The organism is Cupriavidus necator A5-1, from assembly GCF_000744095.1.
Lineage (GTDB): Bacteria > Pseudomonadota > Gammaproteobacteria > Burkholderiales > Burkholderiaceae > Cupriavidus > Cupriavidus necator_A.
In genome coordinates this window covers 1,512,839-1,534,316 of sequence record NZ_JQLI01000001.1, presented here as the reverse complement: position 1 = coordinate 1,534,316, position 21,478 = coordinate 1,512,839, and the positions used below count along the sequence as shown (strand labels likewise).

The window sequence follows — 21,478 nt, the reverse complement described above, 5'->3', positions numbered from 1 at the left end:
GTTGGTTTCGGTGAGCAACACTAGGGGCACTTACCCAGTCACCCAAAAACACCGAGAGAGACCGTCATGCCGATCATCCAGTCCATTGAAGTCTGTGTCGCCCGCGTGCCGCTGGAGCACGTCACCTCCTTTTCTAGTCGCACCGTCACCGAGCGGCACTACGGGCTGGTGCGGGTGCGGTCCGCTGAGGGCGTCGAAGGCATCGGCTTCTGCTATGTCGGCAGCGCCGGCGGCGAGCTGTTCCGCGTCGCGGTGGAGCAATTGCTCGCGCCCGTGCTGATCGGCAAGGAATCGCTCGGCGTGGAAGGCTTGTGGCAACAGATGTACCAGGAGGCCTTGTTGCAGGGCCGCATGGGCACCGTCATGCGCGCCATCAGCGCGCTGGACATCGCGCTGTGGGACATGAACGCCCGGGCCGTCGGACTGCCCTTGCACAAATACCTGGGCGCCGTCGAGTTGGACACGGTGGTCGCGTACGCCAGCGGCGGCTATTACATGGAGGGCAAGACCGCCGCGATGGTGGGCGAGGAAATGGCCAGCTATGTCGAGCTTGGCTTCAAGGCGGTCAAGATGAAGACGGGGCGCTGGGACCCTAAGGGCGAGGAGTCCCGCGTGAAGGCCGCGCGCGTAGCCATCGGTCCGGACGTGGAGCTGATGCTGGACTGCAATAACGGATGGGTCGACACGGTGCAGGCGATGCAGTATCTCAGCCGCATCGAGCAGTACCGGCCGTACTTTATCGAAGAGCCGTTTGGCCCGGACGATATCGAAAGCCACGCCCGTCTGGCAAAGCTGACCTCCATCCCCGTGGCCACCGCGGAGATCGGCTACGGCCGCTGGTACCACAAGCAGTTGCTCGACATGGGCGGCGCCGCCATCCTGCAGACGGATGCGGCGGTGTGCGGCGGCATCACCGAGTGGAAACGCATCGCGGCCATTGCCGCCGGCTACGGCGTGCAGGTGTGCCCGCACTGGTTCCATGATGTGCACGCGCCGCTGGTGGCGGCTACGCCGAACGCGCGCTATGTGGAATTCTTCTGGGACGACCAGGTGCTGAATTTCCGCCGCCTGATCGACCGGCAGCTTGGCCACAAGGACGGCCGCGTCGTCCTGCACCAGACGCCGGGGCTGGGCTTTGGCTTCGACGAGCAGCAGGTGGCGAAGTACGGCAAGTGGACAACCACCGCCTGAAGTCGTCCCGGCCGTCGGCAGCACCGCATCAAACAATAAAGTAGACCTTGGAGACAACTATCATGGACCGCCGCGCTTTCACCCGTGCCCTTGCCACTCTCGCCACCGCCAGCGCCTTGCCGGCGCTGGCGGCCGATCCCGCGCTGCCAAAAGGCCCGATTCGCGTGGTCGTCGGGTTTCCTCCCGGCGGCGGCACGGACGTTATTGCCCGCATCGTCGCCAACAAGCTCGGTGCGCTGTGGGGCGTGCCGGTCGTGGTGGACAACAAGGCGGGTGCCGCCGGACTGATCGCTGCGGCCGAAGTGGCCAAGGCGGCGCCGGACGGCAATACGCTGATGCTGGGCCATATCAACGCGCTCGGCATCGCGCCCGGTCTGCATGCCAGGCTCAACTTCTCGGCCGAGAAGGATTTCACGGCGATTGCGCTGGTCGGCAAGACGCCGCAGGTGCTGATCGCCAGCCGCGCGCAGCCCGTCAAGACCGTGCAGGCGCTGATCGAACTCGCCAGGAAGTCGCCCAAGCAGATCACGTTCGGCTCCGCCGGCTCGGGCTCCGCGCAGCACCTGGCCCTGGCGCTGTTCGAGCAGCGATCCGGCATCTCCGTGTTGCATGTGCCCTACAAGGGCTCGGCGCCGCTGGCCACCGACCTGCTTGGCGGGCATGTGCAATTCGCCTTCGAAGGCATGACGACCGCGACCACCTTTATCAAGGATGGCAAGCTGATGGCGATTGCGCAGACCGGAAACAAGCGCGTCAAGAGCTATTCCGATGTGCCCACCGTGGCGGAATCCGGCTTTCCCGGGTTCGACGCCAGCATCTGGTTTGGCGTTGTCGGGCCGGCCGGCCTGCCCGCGGCGATGGTCGCGCGCATCAATGCCGATGTGAACAAGGTCCTCGCCATGCCGGATGTGGCCGCAAAGCTGGAGGAGTTCGGCGCGGAGGATGGCGGCGGCTCGCCGGAGCGGTTCGCCGAGTTTATGCGGGCCGAGCAGGCCAAGTGGGCCAAGCTGATCAAGGAACGGAAGATCACGGCGGAGGCGTAAGCGCCGGGCGCAGGCGGGCAGTCCTGCATTCGACATGGCTACGTGACATCACGCGCCGCAATCCATCCCACCCAGGCGCGCGCAACGATGCGCGCCCCGTTGAATGGTCCCGCGACGCTCGAAGTGACTCAGTACGGTATCGACCGAGTCGCTGCCAATGACGCCCTTCTCGATCAGCAGTGCTTCCAGGCCCGCACTTTTGCTGCGCTGGCCGCTTCGCGGTCGTCGTCGTATTTGAATAGTTCGCTCATGATGGTAGGTCCGGGTATCCCATCAGTTGGACGGCGGCAGATAGGCTTCGAACAGGTCCGCGTAAATGGTCTTGTTTGGCTCGCTCTTTTCCTTGCCCCAGATGTCGGCGGCGTCGAAGGACACGCGATACACAGGCACGGATCGCCAATCCCATCCGGCCCGGTGGAGACAAAATACGAGAACGCGCCGGGATACACGACATCGACCGTGCCACGCTTGTCGCGCAGATAGCCTGGCAGGCGCGTGTGATCGACTGCATCGGGGTCGGCTCCGCGAACCTCGTCGCCTTGTGCAAAGCGCGGCGCCTGCTTCAGTCCGCGGAGGCCCGAATCGCCTTTGGTGGGGTACTCATTGATCTGAGTGGCGATCGCCGGATTGGGCTGGTTGGGTAGCGGTGCGCTGGGATTCGCACGGTAATAGTCGATCTTCTGGTTGAGTTCAGGGTTCGCTCGCTGAGCCGCACCGCCGCGGTCATCACGGGCACCAATTCACAGGTCCCCGCAGATTTCCTGCTAGGTGTGCGTGCCGACGCTCTGAACTGCTCAACGACGCCACTCACGATCACGAACACGACGCGTCGGTCCAGTCATGCGCGCTGGTCGAAAGCGGTGCGCTCCGACCCGGACCGGTTCAACCGGTGGATCAATCAACTCATGCAACAGCACGGCCAGCAACTGATGCGGATGAAAGGTGTGCTGCACTTCCGTTCGGAGCCGCGGCAATTCCATTTCCATAGCGTCCACATGTTGCTCGAAGCCAGCCCGGGACGGCCATGGCGCGCCGGCGAGGCGCGCGACAACAAATTCGTATTCATTGGTCGAAATCTTGACATGCGCCGCCTCCGCGAGGGGTTCGTGGACTGTCTGCAATAGCGCTTTGCGGCGTCGGCTGTCCTCCCCCGCACTGCATTGCCCTCCGTGGTCAAGGAGTACTCGATGAAAAAGTCTGAAGCGCAAATACGGTTAGCATCGGCCTGTTCGCCTTCGCTGACACGTACCTCACAGCCACTGTATTTCCGGTTCCTGTGTGGGCCACGTTCATCGCGTGGGCGTCGTTCTTTGTCGTCGGCGGGGGCACAGCCGGCTTCGTGAAAAGAGCAGTGATAGCGACGCGATGACAAGCCCCGTCAGATTCGACGCGACACTGACATCGGCGAAGGCAACTTGCTCCCGCACGATTGCATCGCCAAGCGTGGTGATGAACAAAGCCGATCTGGTCGCGGAGGAAGCGCTCGAATTGCTCAGCTGCCCGAAATGATAAGCGTCGACCACGGTGATGACCGATTCGAGTTCGACCTCGATCTTCGCTTGGCTCTCATGCCCCTGTCCGAACTGTTCGCCACCCCGGCCAAATATCTGTGCTCGACGACCAGAAGATCCTCGCGGCTCGATATGATGTCTACCTTCAGGCCCGCGAATGCAACCCGGCTCGCTGGTCGGGCAGCATGCGCAACTGGGCGCCCATCGGCGCCGTGACGCTCAACCCTCAACGCGACTCGGTGGTGGCCATGGCGTCACAGACCGAAGAAAGGCCGTTGGCTATATGACTGAGGCGACAACTACATTGACGCGCGCCGATTCGGACAAGGGCGGTATTTCCGCTTTGCGCTGGTCCGAGCAGCTTGACGTGTCATGGATCACGGCACACACTATGCTGCGTACGGTCCGGTGATGATTGAACGGGATAAGCAATACCGTTTGCACGGGTTGGTGGAACCGAACGGCGCCTTGATCGATGGGCCGCGACTAGCAAAGCGTGGGCGCGCTGCCAACAATATTTTTGCTCTTAATCAGGTAGGCAAACATGCCCAGTCCCCCGGAAAAATTGCCTTCTTTGACGGAGGAAATTGATGAGGGCGAACGGCGCTTCAGGTCGCTTGCAGATGCGATGCCCCAAATTGTGTGGACAGCCATGCCGGATGGTTGGATCGACTACAGCAATCAACGGTGGATCACCTATACGGGACTTACTTTTGAGCAACTCCAAGGGTGGGGCTGGACTCAAGCACTCCACCCGAATGATTTGCAACCTACCATCGATCGCTGGACGAGGTCATTAAAGAGTGGTGAAGATTATGAAACTGAATACCGCTGGAAAAGAGCCTCCGATGGCGTTTATCGATGGCATCTGGCCCGTGGATTGCCGCTTAAAGACTTGAATGGACATATCGTCAAATGGGTTGGGACCAGCACCGACATTGAGGACCAAAAGCAGCTGCAGGCTGCGGCAGAAAGAGCCAACCGCGCGAAATCTGATTTCCTTGCCAGCATGAGCCATGAGCTGCGCACGCCGCTGAACGGTATTCTTGGCTACGCGCAGATACTGCTGCGGGACACCACGCTGGGCGAGCGGCAGGTCGCGGGGCTGCGCGTGATCCAGCAAAGCGGCGAGCAACTGCTGACGCTCATCAACGATGTGCTGGATTTCGCCAAGATCGAAGCTGGCAAGCAGGAGCTCGACCTCACCTACATCCCGCTGGCCAAGTTCCTGCGTATCATTGCCGAGATCATCAGCGTCAAGGCAGAGCAGAAGGGCGTGGTCTTTATCTGTGATACTGCGCCGGACTTGCCCGGGGGCATACGCGCCGACGAGAAGCGGCTACGCCAGGCGCTGCTCAACCTGCTGGCCAATGCCGTCAAGTTCACCGACCGCGGTCAGGTTAGCCTGCACGTGCGCTTTGCGCCTCCCGCCCGGCTGCGCTTCGAAGTACAAGACACCGGCATCGGCATCCGCGAGGAGCAATTGGAATCCATCTTCCAGCCTTTCGAGCAAGGCGGCGACGCGCAACGCCGGCTCGGAGGCAGCGGCCTGGGCCTGGCCATCAGCCAGCGCTTTGTGCGCCTGATGGGGGGCGAGATCCGGGTCGAGAGCCGGATCGGCCAGGGCAGCACCTTCTGGTTCGAGCTGGAGCTGCCGGTGGTCGAGCTCGAGATCGCGCCGCCGTCTGCCGCAGGGGTCGTGACCGGCTATCAGGGGCCGCGCAAGAAGGTGTTGGTCGTCGATGATGTGGCCGAGAATCGGGCCGTGCTGGTCGACATGTTGGGCCAGATCGGCTTTGAGATGGTCGAGGCGGAAAACGGCTGCGAGGGACTGGAAAAAGCCCAAACCTTGCGCCCGGACTTGATCTTGATGGACATCGTCATGCCGGAGATGGGCGGGCTGGAAGCCACGCGCCGCCTGCGCCAGCTGCCGGCCCAGAAGGATGTGCCGATCATCGCGATTTCCGCCAGCGCTTCCGGTGGCGACAAGGAGAGCAGCCTGGCAGCCGGCATGAGCGCGTTCCAGCCCAAACCGATCGACTTCGGCATGCTCCTGGCACAGATCGCCAGCCTGCTGAAGCTCAACTGGACTTACGCAGCGCCACCAGCGAGCTCCGCTCCCGAACATCAGGCGCCCGGGCCGCTGCTGGTGCCACCGGCGCAGGAGATGGAAATCCTGCATCGTCTGGCGCGGGAGGGAAACATGCGCGACATAGTGCAGCGCGCCGCTCACTTAGCCGAGCTCGATGAGCGCTATCGTCCGTTCGCCGACCAACTGCGCCTGTTGGCCAAGGGGTACCAGTCCAAGGCCATTCTAAGCCTTGTGGAGCGGCACTTGGAAAGGAGGCCAGCGCCATGACGGCGACCTTGGCACAGGAAACTGGCACCCACACGATCCTGATTGTGGATGACACGCCAGCCAACCTGGACGTGATCGTGGAGAGTCTTGAGGACCACGGCTTTCGGATCGTCGTCGCGCAGGACGGCGAAGAAGGGCTGCAACGCGCCGACTTTGTACAGCCAGACCTGATCCTGCTCGACGTGATGATGCCGGGACTGGACGGCTTTGGAGTCTGCCGCCGCTTGAAGGCGCTGGCAAGCACCCGAAAGATCCCGGTGATTTTCATGACCTCGCTGACCGAGACCGAGCACAAGATCACCGCGTTCAAGGCGGGCGGGGTCGACTATGTCACCAAGCCGCTGCAGATCGACGAAGTGATGGCGCGGGTCGGCACGCACCTGAACCTGCATGCGATGCAACGGCGGCTGGAGGCGCAAAACGCGCAGCTGCAGCAGGAGATCGTCGAGCGCCGGCAAGCCGAACAGGCGCTGGAGACCAGCCGCGAACTGATCCGCCATCAGAGGGACGAGCTCAAGGAGCTGTACGACAAGATCGTCGTGGAGCAGCAGGTGTCGGAGCGGTTGCTGCTCAACGTGCTGCCCTACCCGATTGCCGAGCGCCTGAAGGCGCACCCCGGAGTGATTGCCGACAGTTTTCAGGAGGCCACTGTATTGTTCGCCGACATCGTTGAATTCACCCGCTTTTCTGCCGGCATGAACCCCGAGCGGCTGGTGGCGGTGCTCGATGAGATCTTCACCGACTTCGACAGCATTGCCGACCGTCGCGGCCTCGAGAAGATCAAGACCATCGGCGATGCCTATATGGCTGCCGCAGGGCTGCCGGTCGCGGCGGCCGATCACGCAGCACGGGCGGCGCACATGGCGCTGGACATGATCGACGCGCTGGCCGGCTTCAATGCGCGCAACGGCTACAACTTGCAGTTGCGGGTTGGCATCAACAGTGGTGCGGTGGTGGCCGGTGTCGTCGGCAAGCGCAAGTTCATCTATGACTTGTGGGGTGACGCCGTCAATATCGCCAGCCGTATGGAGTCCCATGGCGTGGCCGGTCGCGTGCAGGTTACGGAGGCCACCCGGCAGTACCTCGCGGAGCCATTCTTCTTCGAGGAGCGTGGCACGATCGCAGCCAAAGGCGTGGGTGAGCTGCGTACGTGGTTCCTGACTGGGCGGAACGACGCGCAGCGCCCATGATGCCCCGCAGCACCACCGAGGAGCTTCGGGATGGCTACAACGAGCGGAAGACAGCCGGGCAGTGGCGCGCAAAAGCCGATCGCACTCGCTTTGCAGGGCGGCGGGATGCACGGTGCGTTCCCGTGGGGCGTGCTCGACCAGTTGCTTGGGGACGGGCGGCTTACTATTGAGGAGGGGGCCTTGTCGCAGTAAGCCTCCGATAGAATGGGTCGGTGTCGAACTCAGCACGTATGGCCAGCGGGTCATGAACTTGGAGATTGCGAAAGTATTGAAGCGTCTGCACTACCCGCTGGACGTGATGCTGACCTGCGTGCGCTGGTACGTCGCCTATCCGCTGAGCCTGCGTCAGCTCGAAGAAATGATGGCCGAGCGCGGTATCTCAGTCGATCACTCAACCGTCCATCGCTGGGCGCTCCAGCTACTGCCGGCGCTGCACAAGGTGTTTCGTCGTCGCAAGCGCCCTGTGGGAAAAAAGCTGGCGCATGGACGAGACCTACATCCCGGTACGCGGTCAGTGGAAATATCTGTATCGGGCGATGGACAGGGCCGGCAATACCATCGACTTCCTGCTGCGCGCCCAGCGCGACAAGGCTGCGGCACGGCGCTTTTTCGAGCGCTGCGCGCGGATTCTCCTTGGCGGCATCGAGTTGATGCATATGGTCGCCAAGGGGCAGATGCAGCGCTCCGGTAGGGCCACTGCGTCCGTAGCACAGCATTCTATTCCCTGGCCGCATGAGCCAACCATCACCGCCGGCTTCTTGTCGACTGATCGCTCTTATTGCGTAGCGCAAAATAAATTTGTCACTGGGGTGTCCGGCTGGAACCCTTGTCGCACAAAGGTGGCGGAAAATGAATCGTCAATTTTATCGACACTCGAGACATAATGAATCAGTCAATTCGTATAATCCGGATTAATATCGCCAATTGGCGTCCCAGACATCGAATCCCAGTAAGTTCTCAATAAGCCGGGGCAAGGCCAGGTGGTGAGGCGTGGCCGGTGACTGGAATGTCGGGGTGGAAATATCGGCGCGACCTTGCCGTAAGCCGCAACGAGTTCCACTTGTAAACGCTGGGTGGAGATGTTAACTTTCGCCGTCGCCATCCACGCTGCCCAGGTCATGACCACTTGCCAAAAAATCACGCTGCCGGACATCGCGCGAGAAGGATTGACGCCAAAAGAACTTGAGGTGTTGGCATGGGTTGAGGGATTGGTCGACATGGCCAATGGCTTGCAGCAGGAGAAGGAGCAACTGGAACAGGAACTCGCTGAGCTGAGAAGAGCTGCAAAGCGCGCGTAGCCTGACTGCGGCCGTGAAGAAGAAGCTTGTTGCGCCGTACATTGCCGAGGCCGAACGTACGCCGGCGGTGCTGAAGGTGCTGGCCTGGGGTGAAGATCTCGTGGCGCTCATCCATCGTCTGGTGGAGAACGCGGGGCACATGAAAGACGAGGTCGCGGTGCTCAAGGGAGAGAAGAAGCGCCCGACGTTCAAGCCAAGCCGCATGCATGAGGAGGCCGGCAAAACCAGCGAGTCCAATCGGCAGCAGCAGGGCAAACCAGCCAGTCGACGCGGTTCGCCCGCCAGGAGCAAGACGGGGCAGCTGAAGATCGATTGCGAGCAAGTCATCCAGCCGGCCGAGTCTATCCCGTCTGGCTCGCGGTTCAAGGGCTACCGGGATTTCGTGGTGCAGGACCTCGTGATCGGGACCCACAATACGCGCTACCGGCTCGCACGCTGGCAGACTCCGGACGGTCAAACGCTGACCGGGCAGCTGCCCAAGGCCGTTGCCGGCAGCCACTTTGGCGCGACACTGGTCAGTTACGTGCTGTACCAATATCACCACTGCCACGTGACGCAGCCGCTGCTGTGCGAGCAGTTGCGGGAATGGGGTATCGAGATCTCGTCCGGGCAGATGAATGCGCTGCTGCAGGAGGACAAGCAGTGCTTCCACGAGGAAAAGGAGGGTCTGCTGTCGACGGGGCTGGCGCTCTCGGCGTATGTGACGGTCGACGACACCGGCACGCGGCATCAGGGGCGCAACGGCTACGTCACCCACATCGGTAACGAGCACTTCGCCTGGTTCAAAGGCACAAGCACGAAGAGTCGCATCAATTTCCTCGAACTGCTCGCAGCGGGACATGGCTACCAGGTCAACGACGAGGCCCTCTCCTACATGAAAAAGCATGAGCTCCCACAGGCGTTCGTGGAAGGGCTGCGTCAGCATGAGTGCGCGAGCTTCGCCAACCAGAGTGCGTGGCTGTCTCATCTGGACAGCCTGGGCATGGACGTTACCCGCCACCGGAACATCGCTACCGAAGGGGCATTAGTGGGCAGCCTGAGGCGACGTGGCGTAGCCCAGGATCTGGCCATCATCAGCGATGATGCGGGACAGTTCAATGTGTTGATTCACGGCTTATGCTGGGTCCACGCCGAGCGTCTCGTGCACAAGCTGCTGCCGCTCAATGACCTACATCGAGAGGATATTGCCCGTGTGCGCAGCGAAATCTGGTCGCTCTATGCGGATCTGAAGGAATACAAGCAGAATCCGACGATCCGGCGCAAAGCCGAACTGCAAAAACGCTTTGACGCAGTCTTCATCCAAAAGACCCGTTACGCAACGCTGGACCGTTTGCTCAGACGCCTTCACAAGAACAAGTCCGAGCTGCTCTTGGTGCTCGAACGCCCCGAGATCCCACTGCATACCAACGGCAGTGAACGCGACATTCGCGACCACGTGAAAAAGCAGAAGATCAGTGGCGGCACGCGCAGCGAACTCGGTCGTCAATGCCGTGACACCTTCTCGAGCTTGAAGAAGACCTGTCGAAAGCTGGGAATCTCGTTCTGGGACTACCTGGCGGACCGCATCACACACACCAATCACATTCCCCGACTTCCCCACCTCCTCGAACAGCGCATCGCTCGCTCGACCTGAGCGACGTGCCGCCGCTTGCCCCGTTTTATTGAGAACTTACGAATCCCACTCGTAGGGCATTGATCTTATGGAAGATTCTTTGCACATTTCGGTGCGGGTGGCGCTAGCCCGGCCGCGTGGATCACATCGACTCGAAAACCTTCAGTCCGAAACTGAATCGGCGCCTGACTTTTTACCGACGCTGTGCACTTGATCAGTGCGTCCTTATCGAACGTTGTCCGCAGGATGCAGGCGGATGCAAGGTCCGATGATGCTCTTCTTCTGGGTTTCCATACTAACATTTCCTGAATTGCGGAATCGGATAAAGGCCAGGCGGCGCTCACTCGGGCTGGATGCCGGCGCTCTTCACCACGCTGGCCCACTTGGGGACTTCGGTGGCCATGAACTTGCCAAACTGTTCGGGACTGGTGCCGAGGATAGTGAGGCCCTGCTCGGCGAACTTGGCGCGCAGCCCCGGATCCTTCAGGGCTATGCTGACTTCGTCGCTGATCTTGCTGGCGATGGCCTTGGGCGTCCTGGCAGGCACGAACAGGCCATACCAGGTCAGCACCTCGAAGCGGTTCAGCCCCGCCTCCGACAGCGTCGGCACCTGCGGCAGCGCCTGGGCGCGCGCGAGACTGGACACTGCGATTGCCTTGAGCTTGCCGCTCTTGATGAACGGCGCAGCCACCGGCACGTTGGCAAACATCACCGGCACTGTGCCCGCCATCACGTCGGTCAGCGCCGCCGACTCACCCTTGTAAGGCACGTGCGTCAGGCTGATGCCACTCATCGAATCGAACAGCGCACCGGCAATGTGCTGCGGGCCGCCAGGGCCCGACGAGGCATAGCTGCTCAGCTTGCCGGCGCGCGCGAGTGCGATCACGTCCTGCGCCGTACTGGCCGGCACCGACGGATGCACCACCATCACCAGCGGCATCGACACCACTTGCGTCACCGGCATGAAGTCTTTTAGCGGATCGAAGGGCAGCTTTGCATACATGCTCGGCGCGATGACCATGGTCGACTGCGACGCCAGCATGATCGAATAGCCGTCGGCGGCCGACTGGGCCAGGTTGGCCGCCGCAATGGTGCCGGTGGCGCCGGGCCGGTTATCGACGATCACAGTCTGGCCCGTTTGCCTGGCGAGCTGGGTGCCGAGCTGGCGGGCCACGATGTCGGCGCCGCCGCCGGGGGCGAAGCCCACCACGATGCGGATAGTCGTGGTCGGATAGGCATCGGCCGCGCCTGAAGGCGAGGCGCAGGCCGTCGCGACGATACCGGCAATCGCTGCGCAAAGCACAATGCTGCGGCGCTCATCGTTGAGCCGGCGGGTGAAGGGCGTGGTTGGGGGCGTGGTTGGCATGGCTGTCTCCTGGTTGTTATGTCCTGCTTTCAGCACCTGTGCATCGCGGCTCTTTGTCCACGGATGGGCCGGCGGTCCTGTTAATCCTGTTATCGGTTCAGGCCGCCAGCAGTTGCGCGTCCGGACCGATCCGGTCGGCCCGGAATTCATGGCGCCGTCGCTGCGCTAGCACGGCCGTTCAACCTGAGGAGATTCATCATGCAGATCGGATTTGTCGGCCTTGGCGCAGTGGGCGCTGCGATGGCCATGAACCTTGTCGAATCTGGCTACAAGGTGCAGGTTTACAACCGCAATCCCGCACGCAGCGAGCCTCTGCGCAAGGTAGGGGCGACGGTCGGGTCCAGTCCCGCGCAGGCGGCATACCTGGCAGACGTTGTCTTTTCGATGGTCGCCGATGACGCCGCGCTGAAAGCGGTGGCGCTTGGCGAAACGGGGATTCTGGAGACCCTCAAGCCGGGCGGCGTGCATATCTCGGTCAGCACGATCGGCGTGGATACGGCCCAGGAACTCACCGCCCGGCATCGTGAAGCCGGTTCGGGACTGGTCTCGGCGACGGTGTTTGGCCGGCCGGACGCCGCGGCGGCGCGCAAGCTCTTCATCATGGCCGTGGGCGCGGACAAGCATCTGAAGGTCGCGGTGCCGCTGCTGGAACAGTTCGGGCAGTCCGTCGGTATCGTCGGCGCAGACCCTTCGCAGGCCAACCTCGTAAAGCTGATCGGCAATTTCGTGCTGTCGGTCATCGGGGCCGAGCACGACTGGTCGGCCATGGCGCTTTGCGCGTTGAACGAAGCGGGGCTGCACAAGCACGTCTAGCGCGCTTTACGCGAGCCGCCAGCGCCAGGTCCTGGCATTCGTCTGTTCGCCACCTTGGGCCAACAGCTCGCGTAGCGCCGTCTTGAGTACCTTGCCGTTGCCGTTCTTCGGCAACGCATTGACGAACAGATAGGCTTTCGGCCGCTTGAATCTGGCGATCCGGTGCAGGCACCACTGATCCAGTTCGGACCGGGTCATCCGCATCCCCGCCTTCAGCACGACGACGGCCACCACTTCCTCTCCCCAGACGGGATGGCTGCGACCGAGCACACTGACTTCGGCCACAGCGGCATGGGCGAGCAGGGCGTCCTCCACCTCACGCGGGTAGATGTTGGAGCCACCGCTGATAATCGTGTCCTTGCTGCGGTCCTTCAGCGTGAGCTGCCCCGACTCGTCCAGGCACCCGACATCGCCGGTATGCAGCCAGCCATTGCGCAGCGTCGCCGCACTGGCCGCCGGGTTGTTCCAATAGCCTTGCATCACGGTCGGCCCGCGCACCAGGACTTCACCGATTTCCCCCACCGGGAGCGCGCGGTCCTCGGCATCGGCGATGCGAATCTCCACGCCGGGCAACGTACGCCCGACCGAAGCTAGCGCCTTGAGGTCGCCGACGGCATAGGCGCGGGCGATCTCGTGGGGCCGCTGGGCGGTGATGGTCATCGGGCTCTCGCCCTGGCCGTAGATCTGCGCGATGCGGGGGCCCAGGCACTCGATTGCGGCGATCTCGTCCCCCACATAGAGGGGCGCACCGCCACAGACGACGGCCTTGAGATTGGAGAGGTCAGCCCGGGTCCGGCGCGCGTATTCGACCAGGCGGTTGAGCATGGTCGGCGGGGCGAAGAAGCTCGGGCGCTGGTGTGCGGCGACGAGCCCTGCCAGCTCGGCGACATTGAAGCCGCCGGAAGGTGGAATCACCTGACTCGCACCTTCGGCAATGTGGGGGACCACGTAGAGCCCAGACCCGTGGGACATTGGCGCAGCATGGACCAGGCTGTCGCCCGGAACGACGCGAGTGACCGCGCTGGCATAGCCCCGCGACATGGCCGTCAAATTGCTGTGCGAGAGCATGACCCCCTTGGGCTTGCCGGTCGTGCCGCTGGTGTAGAACAGCCAGGCGATGGCGTCTTCGGCGACATCGGTGACCGGCATGCCGTGTGCGGCAAACAGGGCATGGTAGTCGGTGGAGCCGACCACGATGGTCCGGGCACCCGGCACTGCTCCGGCATCGGCGACGAAGCCGAGGCGGGCGCCACTGTCGTGCAAAATTCCTTGGATTTCGCGCGGATGCAGCCTGGCGTTGATCGGTACGGCACACAGACCCGCGTGCCAGATGCCATACAAAAGCTCGACGTACTGCGGGCAGTTCTTCATGATCAGCGCGACCCGGTCCCCGGCATGCAGCCCGAGCCAGTCACGCAGGCCGCAGGCGCAGCGTGCGACGCGGTCGGCGAGCTGCTCGAAGGTACATAGCGGCTCGGTGCCGAGATAGAGCGCAGCCTGATCGGGATAGGCGCGGGCCGTGCGGACGAGCATTTGCGCAAGGTTGGGGTTCATGCTGCCTCCCGTTTTTACCGTTGTCTGCAGGGGACAGGCAGTGCCTGCCCCCGCTCTTCACGCGACGATCAGTCCGGAGCACGCTCCGGCACCGGCAGGTGCACCCATTCCTTATAAAAGGCCTCGATGTCCGGCTCGAAGTCGTGGATCACGGGATACCACGGGGTGGGCGCCTCGACGTCGTGCATGGTGCCGCACGCCGGGCAGTAGTACTCGCGATAGACCTGCCACTGGGTATCCGGGGCCATCAGTTTGGGATAGACCTCGGTCATCGCCTCCTCCGTGTCGCGCACGTAGATCGAGGCATGCAGTTTCCAGTTCTCGCGGTAGTCGCAGAACTCGTGGCCGCAATCGCACTTGACCACCCATTTCCTGGTCCTGGTCGATTGCACGATATGCATGTGCGGGCCGAGCGGAAGCACGATGCGGTCCGGGAAGCTCACCTTGGCCTGCAGGGCCGCCAGGTACTGCTCGAATCGACCGTCATCCTTGGGCATCGAGAGCATGCGGAAGGTGGTTTCCCAGTCCAGGGAGCCTTCGACGAGGTGGGCGACCTGTTCGTTGGTGTAGGCAGACATTGTTTGACTCCTTGATGCGGTGATTACTCTTCGACCTGGACGACGGTGGTGACGTCGGGCAGCAGGGAAAGGTCCATCCGGTGCTTGGCGCCGTAAGAAGGCACGCCCAGCTCCTCCTCCAGTACCTGCCAGTCCGCGGGGAGATTCCAGAATTCCTTGAACTCCCGGGTGAACTTCTCGGACAGGGCAAAGCTGGTGGCGAACATGTGTTGCACCTGGACGGACGCGTGCTTGTTGAGGATGCGTTCGCGCTCTTCCTTCATCCATTCGCGGGTCGGCAGGGCTCGGGCGAGGCGTTCCTTGCGGATCCCGGCACGGCGGGCCTGGGTCTTGGCTGCATCCACCGTGAACACGCCCTTGGCATCCTGGGTGAAGACAGCGCCGTAGACCTTCTGCGCATATTCCGGCAGCAGGAACTTCTGGTTGAGGTCCGCCTCGATAGCCTTCGGATCCCGGTCGATCGGGTCGCCAAAGCCCGGACCACCGCGCAGGTAGTTGAGGTAGAGGTCGTGGTTGGCGTAGCAGTCCTCGGTGGTGATGCACTGCTTGTCACGCTTGACCACGGCAGTGGCATCGATGTGGCGCTCGAAGTCCGGGTTGCCCGGATCGATGTCGCCGCCCAGGGGCAGGGAGTCGCCGATGGCGATACGCTTGTCCAGGCCCGTCTTGTGGGCCTCAAAGCGGTAGCCGGTGGCTGAGGGATAGCCGCCCATCATGCCCCAGTCGCTGTTCATGAAGCCATTGCCCATGAAGAACATGGTCCAGTCCTGGGCGTTCCACACCATGCGCAGCGTCTCGAAGCCGCAACCGCCGCGGTACTTGCCGTAGCCGCCGGAGTTGGCCTTGACGTTCCGGCCGAGGTAGAGCAGTGGCTCGGCCATCTCCCAGATCTCGATGTCGCCCATGTCGCCTTCCGGGTTCCAGATGGCGGCGGCGTGGTTCAGGCCATCCTTGACGGCGCAGGCCCCGGTGCCGCAGGAACTGGCCTCGAAGCTGTTGACCGCGTGGATCTCGCCGTCCTGGTTGATGCCGCCACCTTGCAGCCAGTTGGAGGTGTTGGCGTTACCGGCGTTGACCTCTTCCAGATAGCCACGACTGAAATAGGACTGTGAAAGACCGCGCCACAGCGCCGCCCAGCCGGAGACCAGGAAGTGCCAGGCGTAGGCATGGCCGGTGCGGCGGTCATCCGGGTTGCACCAGGTGCCCTTTGGCAAGCGGAACTCGGTGGCGAAGTACGCACCATCGTTGATGCGCTGGGTGGGCACCAGGGTCTGGCACATCATCACCCAGATCCCGGAAGTGAATGCCACCTGGTGGGCGTTGAAGGTGTGCCAGCCCCAGCGGCTCGCGCCCTCGAAGTCGAGGCGCCACTTGCCGTCCGGCTTGATGGTCATCTCCACCGGCGAGTGCATGATGGAGTCGAGCTTGGCGAAGGCGTTGGAGACCTGCACGTCGTCATGCTTGTAAGGCACGTCGACAAAGGAGACCTTGCGGTACTTGCCCGGCAGGGTCATGGCTTTGATACGGCTCTGCAGTCCGCGGCGGCCTTCTTCGATGACCTCGTAGGTAAACTTCTCGTAGGCCTCGATGCCGTCGGCACGAATCACCTCTTCCACCAGGTCGCGGATCATGTGGCAGCCGGCGATGCGGGTCTTTTCGTCAAGGATCCAATACTTGGGCGTGCGCACTGAGCGCTGGGACTCGTGCAGCCAGTCGCGCAGCGGCTCGTCATTCACCCCGGTCTTGCGGCAGGTGATCATGTAGCCGTCGCCGAAGCGCTGGGTCTGGCCAGTTGACATTGAGCCCGGAGTCACCGAGCCGGTGTCGATCACGTGCGTGACGCCGCCGACCCAGCCGATCAGCTGGCGTTCCCAGAAGATCGGCACGATGGTGGCGATGTCGCAGGGGTGGACATTGCCGATGGCACAGTCATTGGTCGTGAACATGTCGCCGGGGTTGATGCCGGGGTTGGCTTCCCAGTTGTTCTCGATCATGTACTTGATCGCCGCGCCCATGGTGCCGACGTGGATGATGATCCCGGTCGAGGTCAGGACGCAGTCGCCTGCGGCGTTGTAGAGCGTGAAGCAGAGTTCGCCTTCCTGCTCGACGATGGGGCTGGCGGCGATCTTCTTGGCGGTTTCGCGGGCGTGCACCAGGCCGCCGCGCAGCTTGGAGAACAGCTTCTCGTAGCCGATCGGGTCGCTGTCCCGGAATTCCAGCTTCTCGAGGCCGTTGTAGTGGCCGGTGGCCTTGGTGCGCTCGATGATGCCGTCGCGGTGCTGCTTGAGCGTCTGGCCGTTCTGCAGCAGGTCGGCGAAGCCGATTTCTTTATTGCTCATCATGTTCATGGCGGGTCTCCTTACTTCACTTCCTTGAGATGGAACAGGCGGTGCTTGTCGATCGTGGTTTCGAAGCCGTCGGGCACGACGAAGGTCGTGGCGTCGGATTCGATGATGGCGGGACCCACGATATGATTGCCGGCCTTAAGGGCTTCCATCTTCCAGAGCGCGGCATCCACCCACTTCTTGTGGCGGTAGAAGGGACGGGTGCCAAGATATGCTTCGCTGGGCGGCGTCGGGCCGGCATCCGGGTCTTCCGGCAGCACGGGCTTTTGGGTCACGACGGTGCCGCGCAGGATGGCGCCGGTGATCGAGAAGCCCAGTTCCGGCGAGCGGGCGGAGCTCGCGTAGACGCGGCCGTAGGTGTTCTCGAAGGCCTCGACGATCTGGTTCCAGTCGGCGGCGGTGGCGGCGCTGGTCACCGGCGAGACGATCTCGAGGTCATTTAGCTGGCCCATGTACTGCATCTTGTAGCCGGGGATCAGCAGCACGTCCTCGGGCTTGTAGCCGTTGAGGACGAATTCGTCGATGACCTTGACTGCCAGTTCAGACCAGGCTTCCTGCAGGCTCTTGCAGGCGGCTTCCTTGTCGGCGTCGGGGGCGTGCTGGGCGACACCAAGGTCCACTGACTTGTCGTAGCGGTACTCGAAGTCGGCGCAGGCGCAGCCGAAAGCCGAGAAGCCGGCTGCCCAGGCCGGCACGACGACGTCCTTGAAGCCGACGCCCCCGGTGTAGCCGTAGGTGTGCACCGGGCCGGCGCCGCCGTAGGAGAAGCAGGTGAATTCCGCCGGGTTGTAGCCCTTGGCACTGATGTTGGCGCGCAGGTACTCGGAGAGCGTGAGATCGAGCAGCTCGATGACGCCGGCGGCGGCATCCTCGACCGACAGGCCGAGCGGGTCGGCGATCTGCGCCTTGATGTGGTCGCGGGCGCGCTGCACGTCGAGCTTGATGGCACCGCCCAGGAAGTTCTCCGGGTTCAGGTAGCCGAGCACGACGTGGCAGTCGGAAACGGACACCGTGTCGAGGCCGCTTTCCGGCCAGCAGGTGCCGACGCGGTAGCCGGCGCTGTCGGGGCCAAGCTTGATCGACTTGCTGTAAGGGTCGAGGCGAACGAAGCTGCCAGCGCCGGCGCCGACTGAGTCCATTGCTACCAGGGGCAGGGAGAGCACCAAGCGGGCCATGTCGGGGTCCGACTTGATGGCGAAATTGCCCTTGGTGATCAAGGCCACGTCAAAGCTGGTGCCGCCGATGTCGGAGCAGGCAATGTTCTCGTCGCCCAGGTACTCACCCAACAGCTTGGAGCCGATGACGCCGCCGATGGGACCGGACACGATCGTGCGCGCGAGTTCCTTGGCCTTCCAGCTGATGGTGCCGCCGTGCGTGGCCATCACCCGCAGGTCGAACCTGGCACCGTGCTTTTTGAAGCGATCGCTGACCTTCTTCAGGGTCTGCCGCGAAGGCTCCGCGCCGTAAGCCTCGAGGATGGTGGTATTCATCCTGTGGCTCTCCTTGCGCGACGGGTAATAGTCCACCGAGGCGAAGACCGGGATATCCGCCGTCAGCTTTTTGAGCTCCTCGCGCACGATGTCACGGGCGCGTTGCTCGCTGGATTCGTTCTTGTGGGATTGCAACAGGCAAATGACGATGGCTTGCGAGCCGGCCTCCACCAGTTCCCGGGTTGCCTGGCGAACTTCGTCTTCACGCAGCGGGATGACCACCTTCCCCTGCACGTCGGTACGCTCGGTGACGCCGCGCGTGCGCGAGACGGGCACCAGCGGCTCGTCGTAGCGGTGGGTGTTCAGGTGAATGCGGTCCTCCAGGGCATAGCCCAGGTAGCTCTGCAGCGCACGGCCCATCGAATGGATTTGCTCAAAGCCGCGGTTGCAGATGAGGCCAACGGCAAGGCCCTTGCGCATGAGAATGCGGTTGAGCATGGCCGTACCGGAATAGACGCAAGTCACCAGCTCCGGATAGACGTCGTCCACGGTCCGCTCCCAGTGGGCGAGGGCGTCTTCGGAAGAGTTGTAGATGGCAAGGGATTCGTCGCCGGGATTGCTCTGCGCCTTGCCGACCACGAAGCGGCCATCGGAGCGCACGAAGAATGTGTCGGTCATCGTGCCGCCAGCATCGATGCCCATCACCTGTACGGTGGACTGCGGTTGCATGTTGCCTCCTGTCGTTGGTGTCGTCATGGTGGGAGTTCCCCACGACCCATCCATGGCAAGGCCTGTGCCAAGCCCTGGCTGGCACCGGCGGGCAGCCCTCATACGCGATGGAAATCAACGGGTTGCCCGCATTCCCTGGCCACGCCGCTGGTAGCAGGGGGCTGCTGTCACTGTCCGGATTCCCGACGCCCTGCGCAGCGGTGTCCGGGAATCGGACGCCCTCTGGCCAGTAATTCGATGCGGTTGTCCTCAGGCAAGCACCGGCATCAGCCGTGGCCGCATTGACGATTGCCCGGCGCGGCTGGCGCCGGGCGTGGGAATGGGCGCTTGCCTGTGGCTGCCGAGATGGTCTTTGACTTCCCTGTGCTCGGCCACGCAGATCGCTTGCAGCGCTGGCACGCCCTGTGCGCTGGTTTCCTGCGAATGGCAGCGAAACGTGGTGAAGCCCACGAAGAATTCAACGATGAAAAGGCGCCTGATTGGCGAAGCGGTTGCCGTAGAACGAAGCAATTCTGGGTCTTCCGCACTTTGTGTGACGGCCGCGTCGAGGGCTTGATCTCGGGCCGATCTGGCCCCACGTTGATCGTTACCATGAGCCAAGTTCTCGGTGGGATCGATCGTATTCTCGCCCGTGTGGGTAAGCGCGTCGTCTCCAGCGACGCGCGACGGGAGACCATCACTGTCGAAGCCCGCAGTACGGTTCGCGCGGCACCTTGTCCTGCCTGCCGTCGTTGGAGTAACCGACTCCACGGCAGCTATGTGCGCAATCTGGAAGAACGACCGATGCTCGAGCAGCGGGTCGTTCTCGCCGTTGAGGTGCGTCGCTTCAAGTGCGCGAACGCCGGCTGCCCCCGTCGTACGTTTGCCGAGAACATCCACGCCTTGGCCGGTCGGCATCAACGTCGAACGCGATCGCAGGCTCGGGCGTTGCACGCGCTGGGCCACGCCCTCGGTGGTGAGGCGGCAGCCCGGCTTGCTAACGCCTTGGGCTTGCGCACCAGTGCCGACACGGTGCTGCGGGAGTTGCGAAGAGCTCCTGGGCGCAAGCGCAAACCACGACCGCGGGTCGTCGGCATCGATGACTGGGCGATCGCGCGCGGTCACCAGTACGGAACGATCATCGTCGACCTGGAGCGACGTGAGCCGATCGAAGTGTTCGCCGGCAGGGAAACAACTGCGGTGGCCGCATGGATGCGTGCGCACCCATCGATCGAGATCGTCGCCAGGGACCGGGCCGGGGCCTACTCCGGGGCGGTCGATATCGCGCTGCCGGCAGCCAAGCAAGTCTCCGATCGCTGGCACCTGCTGGGCAACCTGCGCGACAAACGTCGAGAGGCTGCTGTACCGACTCGGGCCGCAACTACGCCAAGCCGCGCAGCAAGTCGAGGTCGGTGGCGTGACCCTGGGCCGGCAGGGGTTGCCGAGCGGCACCTCACTGCGGTCATTGCAGCGCCTGAGCGATCAGCGACGCGCCACGCGGCTGGCGCTGTACGAGCGGGTGATGGCGCTACGCGCCCAAAGCGGCGCGATGAAAGGAATCGGGCGCGAGCTCTCAAGCGACCATCGAACCGTGCGCAAGTTCATCACCGCGGGGGCCTTCCCCGAGCGCGCATCCAAGGCGCGGGGTCCGACGCCTTTGGATCCCTATCGCAGCTATATCGAGGAACGAATCGCCCAGGGCTGTCGCTTTCCTGAACTGATCTGGCAAGAACTCAAGCAGCGAAGCTATACGGGCAGTCGCGCCGCCGTGCAGAATTGCGTGGTCCGCCTCCTCTTTCCGCAGGGCAAGGAGCCGCTTCTCCAGGCACCCGTGCGCACGATGCCGTGCCCGTCGGCCCGGCGCGTGTTCGGATGGCTTGTCGGATGGAGGAGGCTCGCCGTCGAGGAGCCCAGGAGCGCGGACCACGAGCGCTTCGTGCAGGCGCTGTGCAAGATCGGCCCCGCGTGGGCGAGGTCCGCAGCCTCGCGCGGGAGTTTCTCGGGCTCATGCACCGGCGAAGTCCGCGGCAGTTCGATCGATGGTTGAAGCGTCTGTCGCGCTGCGACGCTGCGGAAATGCGTAGGTTCGCGCAAAGCCTGCGCGCCGACTTACCGGCTGTGCGGGCGGCCTTCAGGCTGCCATGGAGCAATGGCCAGACCGAGGGTCACGTCAACCGGCTCAAGTTCCTCAAGCGCCAGATGTATGGCCGCGCGAACATCGAGCTTCTACGGCTGCGGGTATTGAAGCCAAACTGAACGACTGGCCTGCCTTGTCCTGCTGGACACGCTGGTCCGATCGCTATCGCAGGCGCGTAAGATCGTGCGGCCGGCATGAGGCTGGCGGGCTCGCCCACGTTCGTCAGCAAGCAGAAGAATGGTGGTAGTGAGGCGGGGAGACGACGGCCGTTCCTCGCTACAACATCCTCCACGCCAGTTCGCCGTCGTCACACAAATTGCGGAAGACCCAACTTTACTTTGGT

The 21,478-nt window shown here is 63.0% G+C and carries 17 protein-coding genes and 5 pseudogenes; 16 read left to right on the top strand and 6 right to left on the bottom strand.

The genetic code is table 11. The features are described 5' to 3' along the window. Positions 1-66 precede the first annotated feature (66 nt). Positions 67-1,191, top strand: a complete 1,125-nt coding sequence (locus tag K307_RS06725; RefSeq protein ID WP_042877155.1) for a mandelate racemase/muconate lactonizing enzyme family protein — start codon at positions 67-69, stop codon at positions 1,189-1,191. 62 nt (positions 1,192-1,253) lie between these two features. After that, entirely contained in the window at positions 1,254-2,234 is a 981-nt protein-coding gene (locus K307_RS06720; protein WP_042877153.1) for a Bug family tripartite tricarboxylate transporter substrate binding protein, read from the top strand. 273 nt (positions 2,235-2,507) lie between these two features. Here K307_RS06720 and K307_RS45800 read toward each other — a convergent pair. Then, positions 2,508-2,800: pseudogene (locus tag K307_RS45800) on the bottom strand (SH3-like domain-containing protein). A gap of 339 nt (positions 2,801-3,139) precedes the next feature. Here K307_RS45800 and K307_RS50965 point away from each other — a divergent pair. From K307_RS50965 to K307_RS06680, 10 genes and pseudogenes are all read left to right on the top strand, one after another. Continuing rightward, positions 3,140-3,358: a GTP-binding protein gene (locus K307_RS50965; RefSeq protein WP_051974725.1), complete on the top strand. Its 219-nt coding sequence runs from the start codon at positions 3,140-3,142 to the stop codon at positions 3,356-3,358. A 95-nt stretch (positions 3,359-3,453) separates the two neighbouring features. Next, positions 3,454-3,603, top strand: a complete 150-nt coding sequence (locus K307_RS45790; RefSeq protein WP_329955914.1) for a DUF1097 family protein — start codon at positions 3,454-3,456, stop codon at positions 3,601-3,603. Positions 3,604-3,852: 249 nt separating this feature from the next. Continuing rightward, positions 3,853-4,032, top strand: a pseudogene (locus K307_RS06705) (hypothetical protein); the annotation flags it as partial. 85 nt (positions 4,033-4,117) lie between these two features. Next, positions 4,118-4,336 carry a hypothetical protein gene (locus K307_RS50960; RefSeq protein ID WP_196251529.1) on the top strand — a complete coding sequence of 73 codons (219 nt, stop codon included), beginning with the start codon at positions 4,118-4,120 and terminating at the stop codon, positions 4,334-4,336. Further along, on the top strand, positions 4,290-6,104 hold the full coding sequence (locus K307_RS06700) for a PAS domain-containing hybrid sensor histidine kinase/response regulator (RefSeq protein WP_080744935.1): 1,815 nt from the start codon (positions 4,290-4,292) through the stop codon (positions 6,102-6,104). The genes K307_RS50960 and K307_RS06700 overlap by 47 nt, the downstream gene beginning before the upstream one ends. Then, on the top strand, positions 6,101-7,294 hold the full coding sequence (locus K307_RS06695; protein ID WP_051974723.1) for an adenylate/guanylate cyclase domain-containing protein: 1,194 nt from the start codon (positions 6,101-6,103) through the stop codon (positions 7,292-7,294). Before K307_RS06700 ends, K307_RS06695 begins: the two co-directional genes overlap by 4 nt. Positions 7,295-7,324: 30 nt before the next feature. Beyond that, a pseudogene (locus K307_RS49220) lies at positions 7,325-7,465 on the top strand (patatin-like phospholipase family protein); the annotation flags it as partial. A 73-nt stretch (positions 7,466-7,538) separates the two neighbouring features. Next, a pseudogene (locus K307_RS45785) lies at positions 7,539-8,030 on the top strand (IS6 family transposase). 343 nt (positions 8,031-8,373) lie between these two features. Then, positions 8,374-8,592, top strand: coding sequence for a hypothetical protein (locus K307_RS06685; RefSeq protein ID WP_042876292.1), 219 nt, complete (start codon positions 8,374-8,376; stop codon positions 8,590-8,592). Between the two features lie 13 nt (positions 8,593-8,605). Next, on the top strand, positions 8,606-10,225 hold the full coding sequence (locus K307_RS06680) for an IS66 family transposase (RefSeq protein ID WP_042877148.1): 1,620 nt from the start codon (positions 8,606-8,608) through the stop codon (positions 10,223-10,225). Positions 10,226-10,544: 319 nt separating this feature from the next. On the opposite strand, the gene K307_RS06675 is transcribed toward K307_RS06680, so the two are convergent. After that, a complete protein-coding gene (locus tag K307_RS06675) occupies positions 10,545-11,570 on the bottom strand; it encodes a Bug family tripartite tricarboxylate transporter substrate binding protein (protein ID WP_080744934.1) in 1,026 nt (341 codons plus the stop codon). Between the two features lie 198 nt (positions 11,571-11,768). Between K307_RS06675 and K307_RS06670 the strand changes: the two genes are divergently transcribed. After that, a complete protein-coding gene (locus K307_RS06670) occupies positions 11,769-12,383 on the top strand; it encodes an NAD(P)-dependent oxidoreductase (RefSeq protein ID WP_042877146.1) in 615 nt (204 codons plus the stop codon). Positions 12,384-12,389: 6 nt separating this feature from the next. Here the strand turns inward: K307_RS06670 and K307_RS06665 are convergent, their stop codons facing one another. The 4 genes from K307_RS06665 to K307_RS06650 all read right to left on the bottom strand — a co-directional run bounded on the left by K307_RS06665 (position 12,390) and on the right by K307_RS06650 (position 19,019). Beyond that, positions 12,390-13,937, bottom strand: a complete 1,548-nt coding sequence (locus K307_RS06665; RefSeq protein ID WP_042877145.1) for a class I adenylate-forming enzyme family protein — start codon at positions 13,935-13,937, stop codon at positions 12,390-12,392. A 68-nt stretch (positions 13,938-14,005) separates the two neighbouring features. Further along, positions 14,006-14,515, bottom strand: a complete 510-nt coding sequence (locus K307_RS06660) for an acetone carboxylase subunit gamma (protein WP_042877143.1) — start codon at positions 14,513-14,515, stop codon at positions 14,006-14,008. Positions 14,516-14,538: 23 nt separating this feature from the next. Then, a complete protein-coding gene (locus tag K307_RS06655; RefSeq protein ID WP_042877141.1) occupies positions 14,539-16,863 on the bottom strand; it encodes a hydantoinase B/oxoprolinase family protein in 2,325 nt (774 codons plus the stop codon). 11 nt (positions 16,864-16,874) lie between these two features. Beyond that, a complete protein-coding gene (locus K307_RS06650) occupies positions 16,875-19,019 on the bottom strand; it encodes a hydantoinase/oxoprolinase family protein (protein WP_042877139.1) in 2,145 nt (714 codons plus the stop codon). Positions 19,020-19,364: 345 nt separating this feature from the next. Between K307_RS06650 and K307_RS49215 the strand changes: the two are divergent. The 3 genes and pseudogenes from K307_RS49215 to K307_RS44800 all read left to right on the top strand — a co-directional run. Further along, positions 19,365-20,411 (top strand): annotated as a pseudogene (locus tag K307_RS49215) (ISL3 family transposase); the annotation flags it as partial. Between the two features lie 4 nt (positions 20,412-20,415). After that, positions 20,416-21,045 carry a hypothetical protein gene (locus K307_RS49210; protein WP_230625958.1) on the top strand — a complete coding sequence of 210 codons (630 nt, stop codon included), beginning with the start codon at positions 20,416-20,418 and terminating at the stop codon, positions 21,043-21,045. Beyond that, a complete protein-coding gene (locus K307_RS44800; protein WP_080744932.1) occupies positions 21,006-21,254 on the top strand; it encodes a transposase in 249 nt (82 codons plus the stop codon). Before K307_RS49210 ends, K307_RS44800 begins: the two co-directional genes overlap by 40 nt. The last annotated feature ends 224 nt before the right edge of the window (positions 21,255-21,478 follow it).

Bases quoted from the DNA above. Each gene is read 5' to 3' on its own strand.
- K307_RS50960 (WP_196251529.1), top strand. From the start codon at position 4,118: ATGGATCACGGCACACACTATGCTGCGTACGGTCCGGTGATGATTGAA.
- K307_RS06695 (WP_051974723.1), top strand. From the start codon at position 6,101: ATGACGGCGACCTTGGCACAGGAAACTGGCACCCACACGATCCTGATT.
- K307_RS06675 (WP_080744934.1), bottom strand. From the start codon at position 11,570: ATGCCAACCACGCCCCCAACCACGCCCTTCACCCGCCGGCTCAACGAT.
- K307_RS06670 (WP_042877146.1), top strand. From the start codon at position 11,769: ATGCAGATCGGATTTGTCGGCCTTGGCGCAGTGGGCGCTGCGATGGCC.
- K307_RS06700 (WP_080744935.1), top strand. From the start codon at position 4,290: ATGCCCAGTCCCCCGGAAAAATTGCCTTCTTTGACGGAGGAAATTGAT.
- K307_RS06655 (WP_042877141.1), bottom strand. From the start codon at position 16,863: ATGAACATGATGAGCAATAAAGAAATCGGCTTCGCCGACCTGCTGCAG.
- K307_RS06685 (WP_042876292.1), top strand. From the start codon at position 8,374: ATGTTAACTTTCGCCGTCGCCATCCACGCTGCCCAGGTCATGACCACT.
- K307_RS06660 (WP_042877143.1), bottom strand. From the start codon at position 14,515: ATGTCTGCCTACACCAACGAACAGGTCGCCCACCTCGTCGAAGGCTCC.
- K307_RS06720 (WP_042877153.1), top strand. From the start codon at position 1,254: ATGGACCGCCGCGCTTTCACCCGTGCCCTTGCCACTCTCGCCACCGCC.
- K307_RS06725 (WP_042877155.1), top strand. From the start codon at position 67: ATGCCGATCATCCAGTCCATTGAAGTCTGTGTCGCCCGCGTGCCGCTG.
- K307_RS06650 (WP_042877139.1), bottom strand. From the start codon at position 19,019: ATGCAACCGCAGTCCACCGTACAGGTGATGGGCATCGATGCTGGCGGC.
- K307_RS06665 (WP_042877145.1), bottom strand. From the start codon at position 13,937: ATGAACCCCAACCTTGCGCAAATGCTCGTCCGCACGGCCCGCGCCTAT.
- K307_RS50965 (WP_051974725.1), top strand. From the start codon at position 3,140: ATGCAACAGCACGGCCAGCAACTGATGCGGATGAAAGGTGTGCTGCAC.
- K307_RS44800 (WP_080744932.1), top strand. From the start codon at position 21,006: ATGCACCGGCGAAGTCCGCGGCAGTTCGATCGATGGTTGAAGCGTCTG.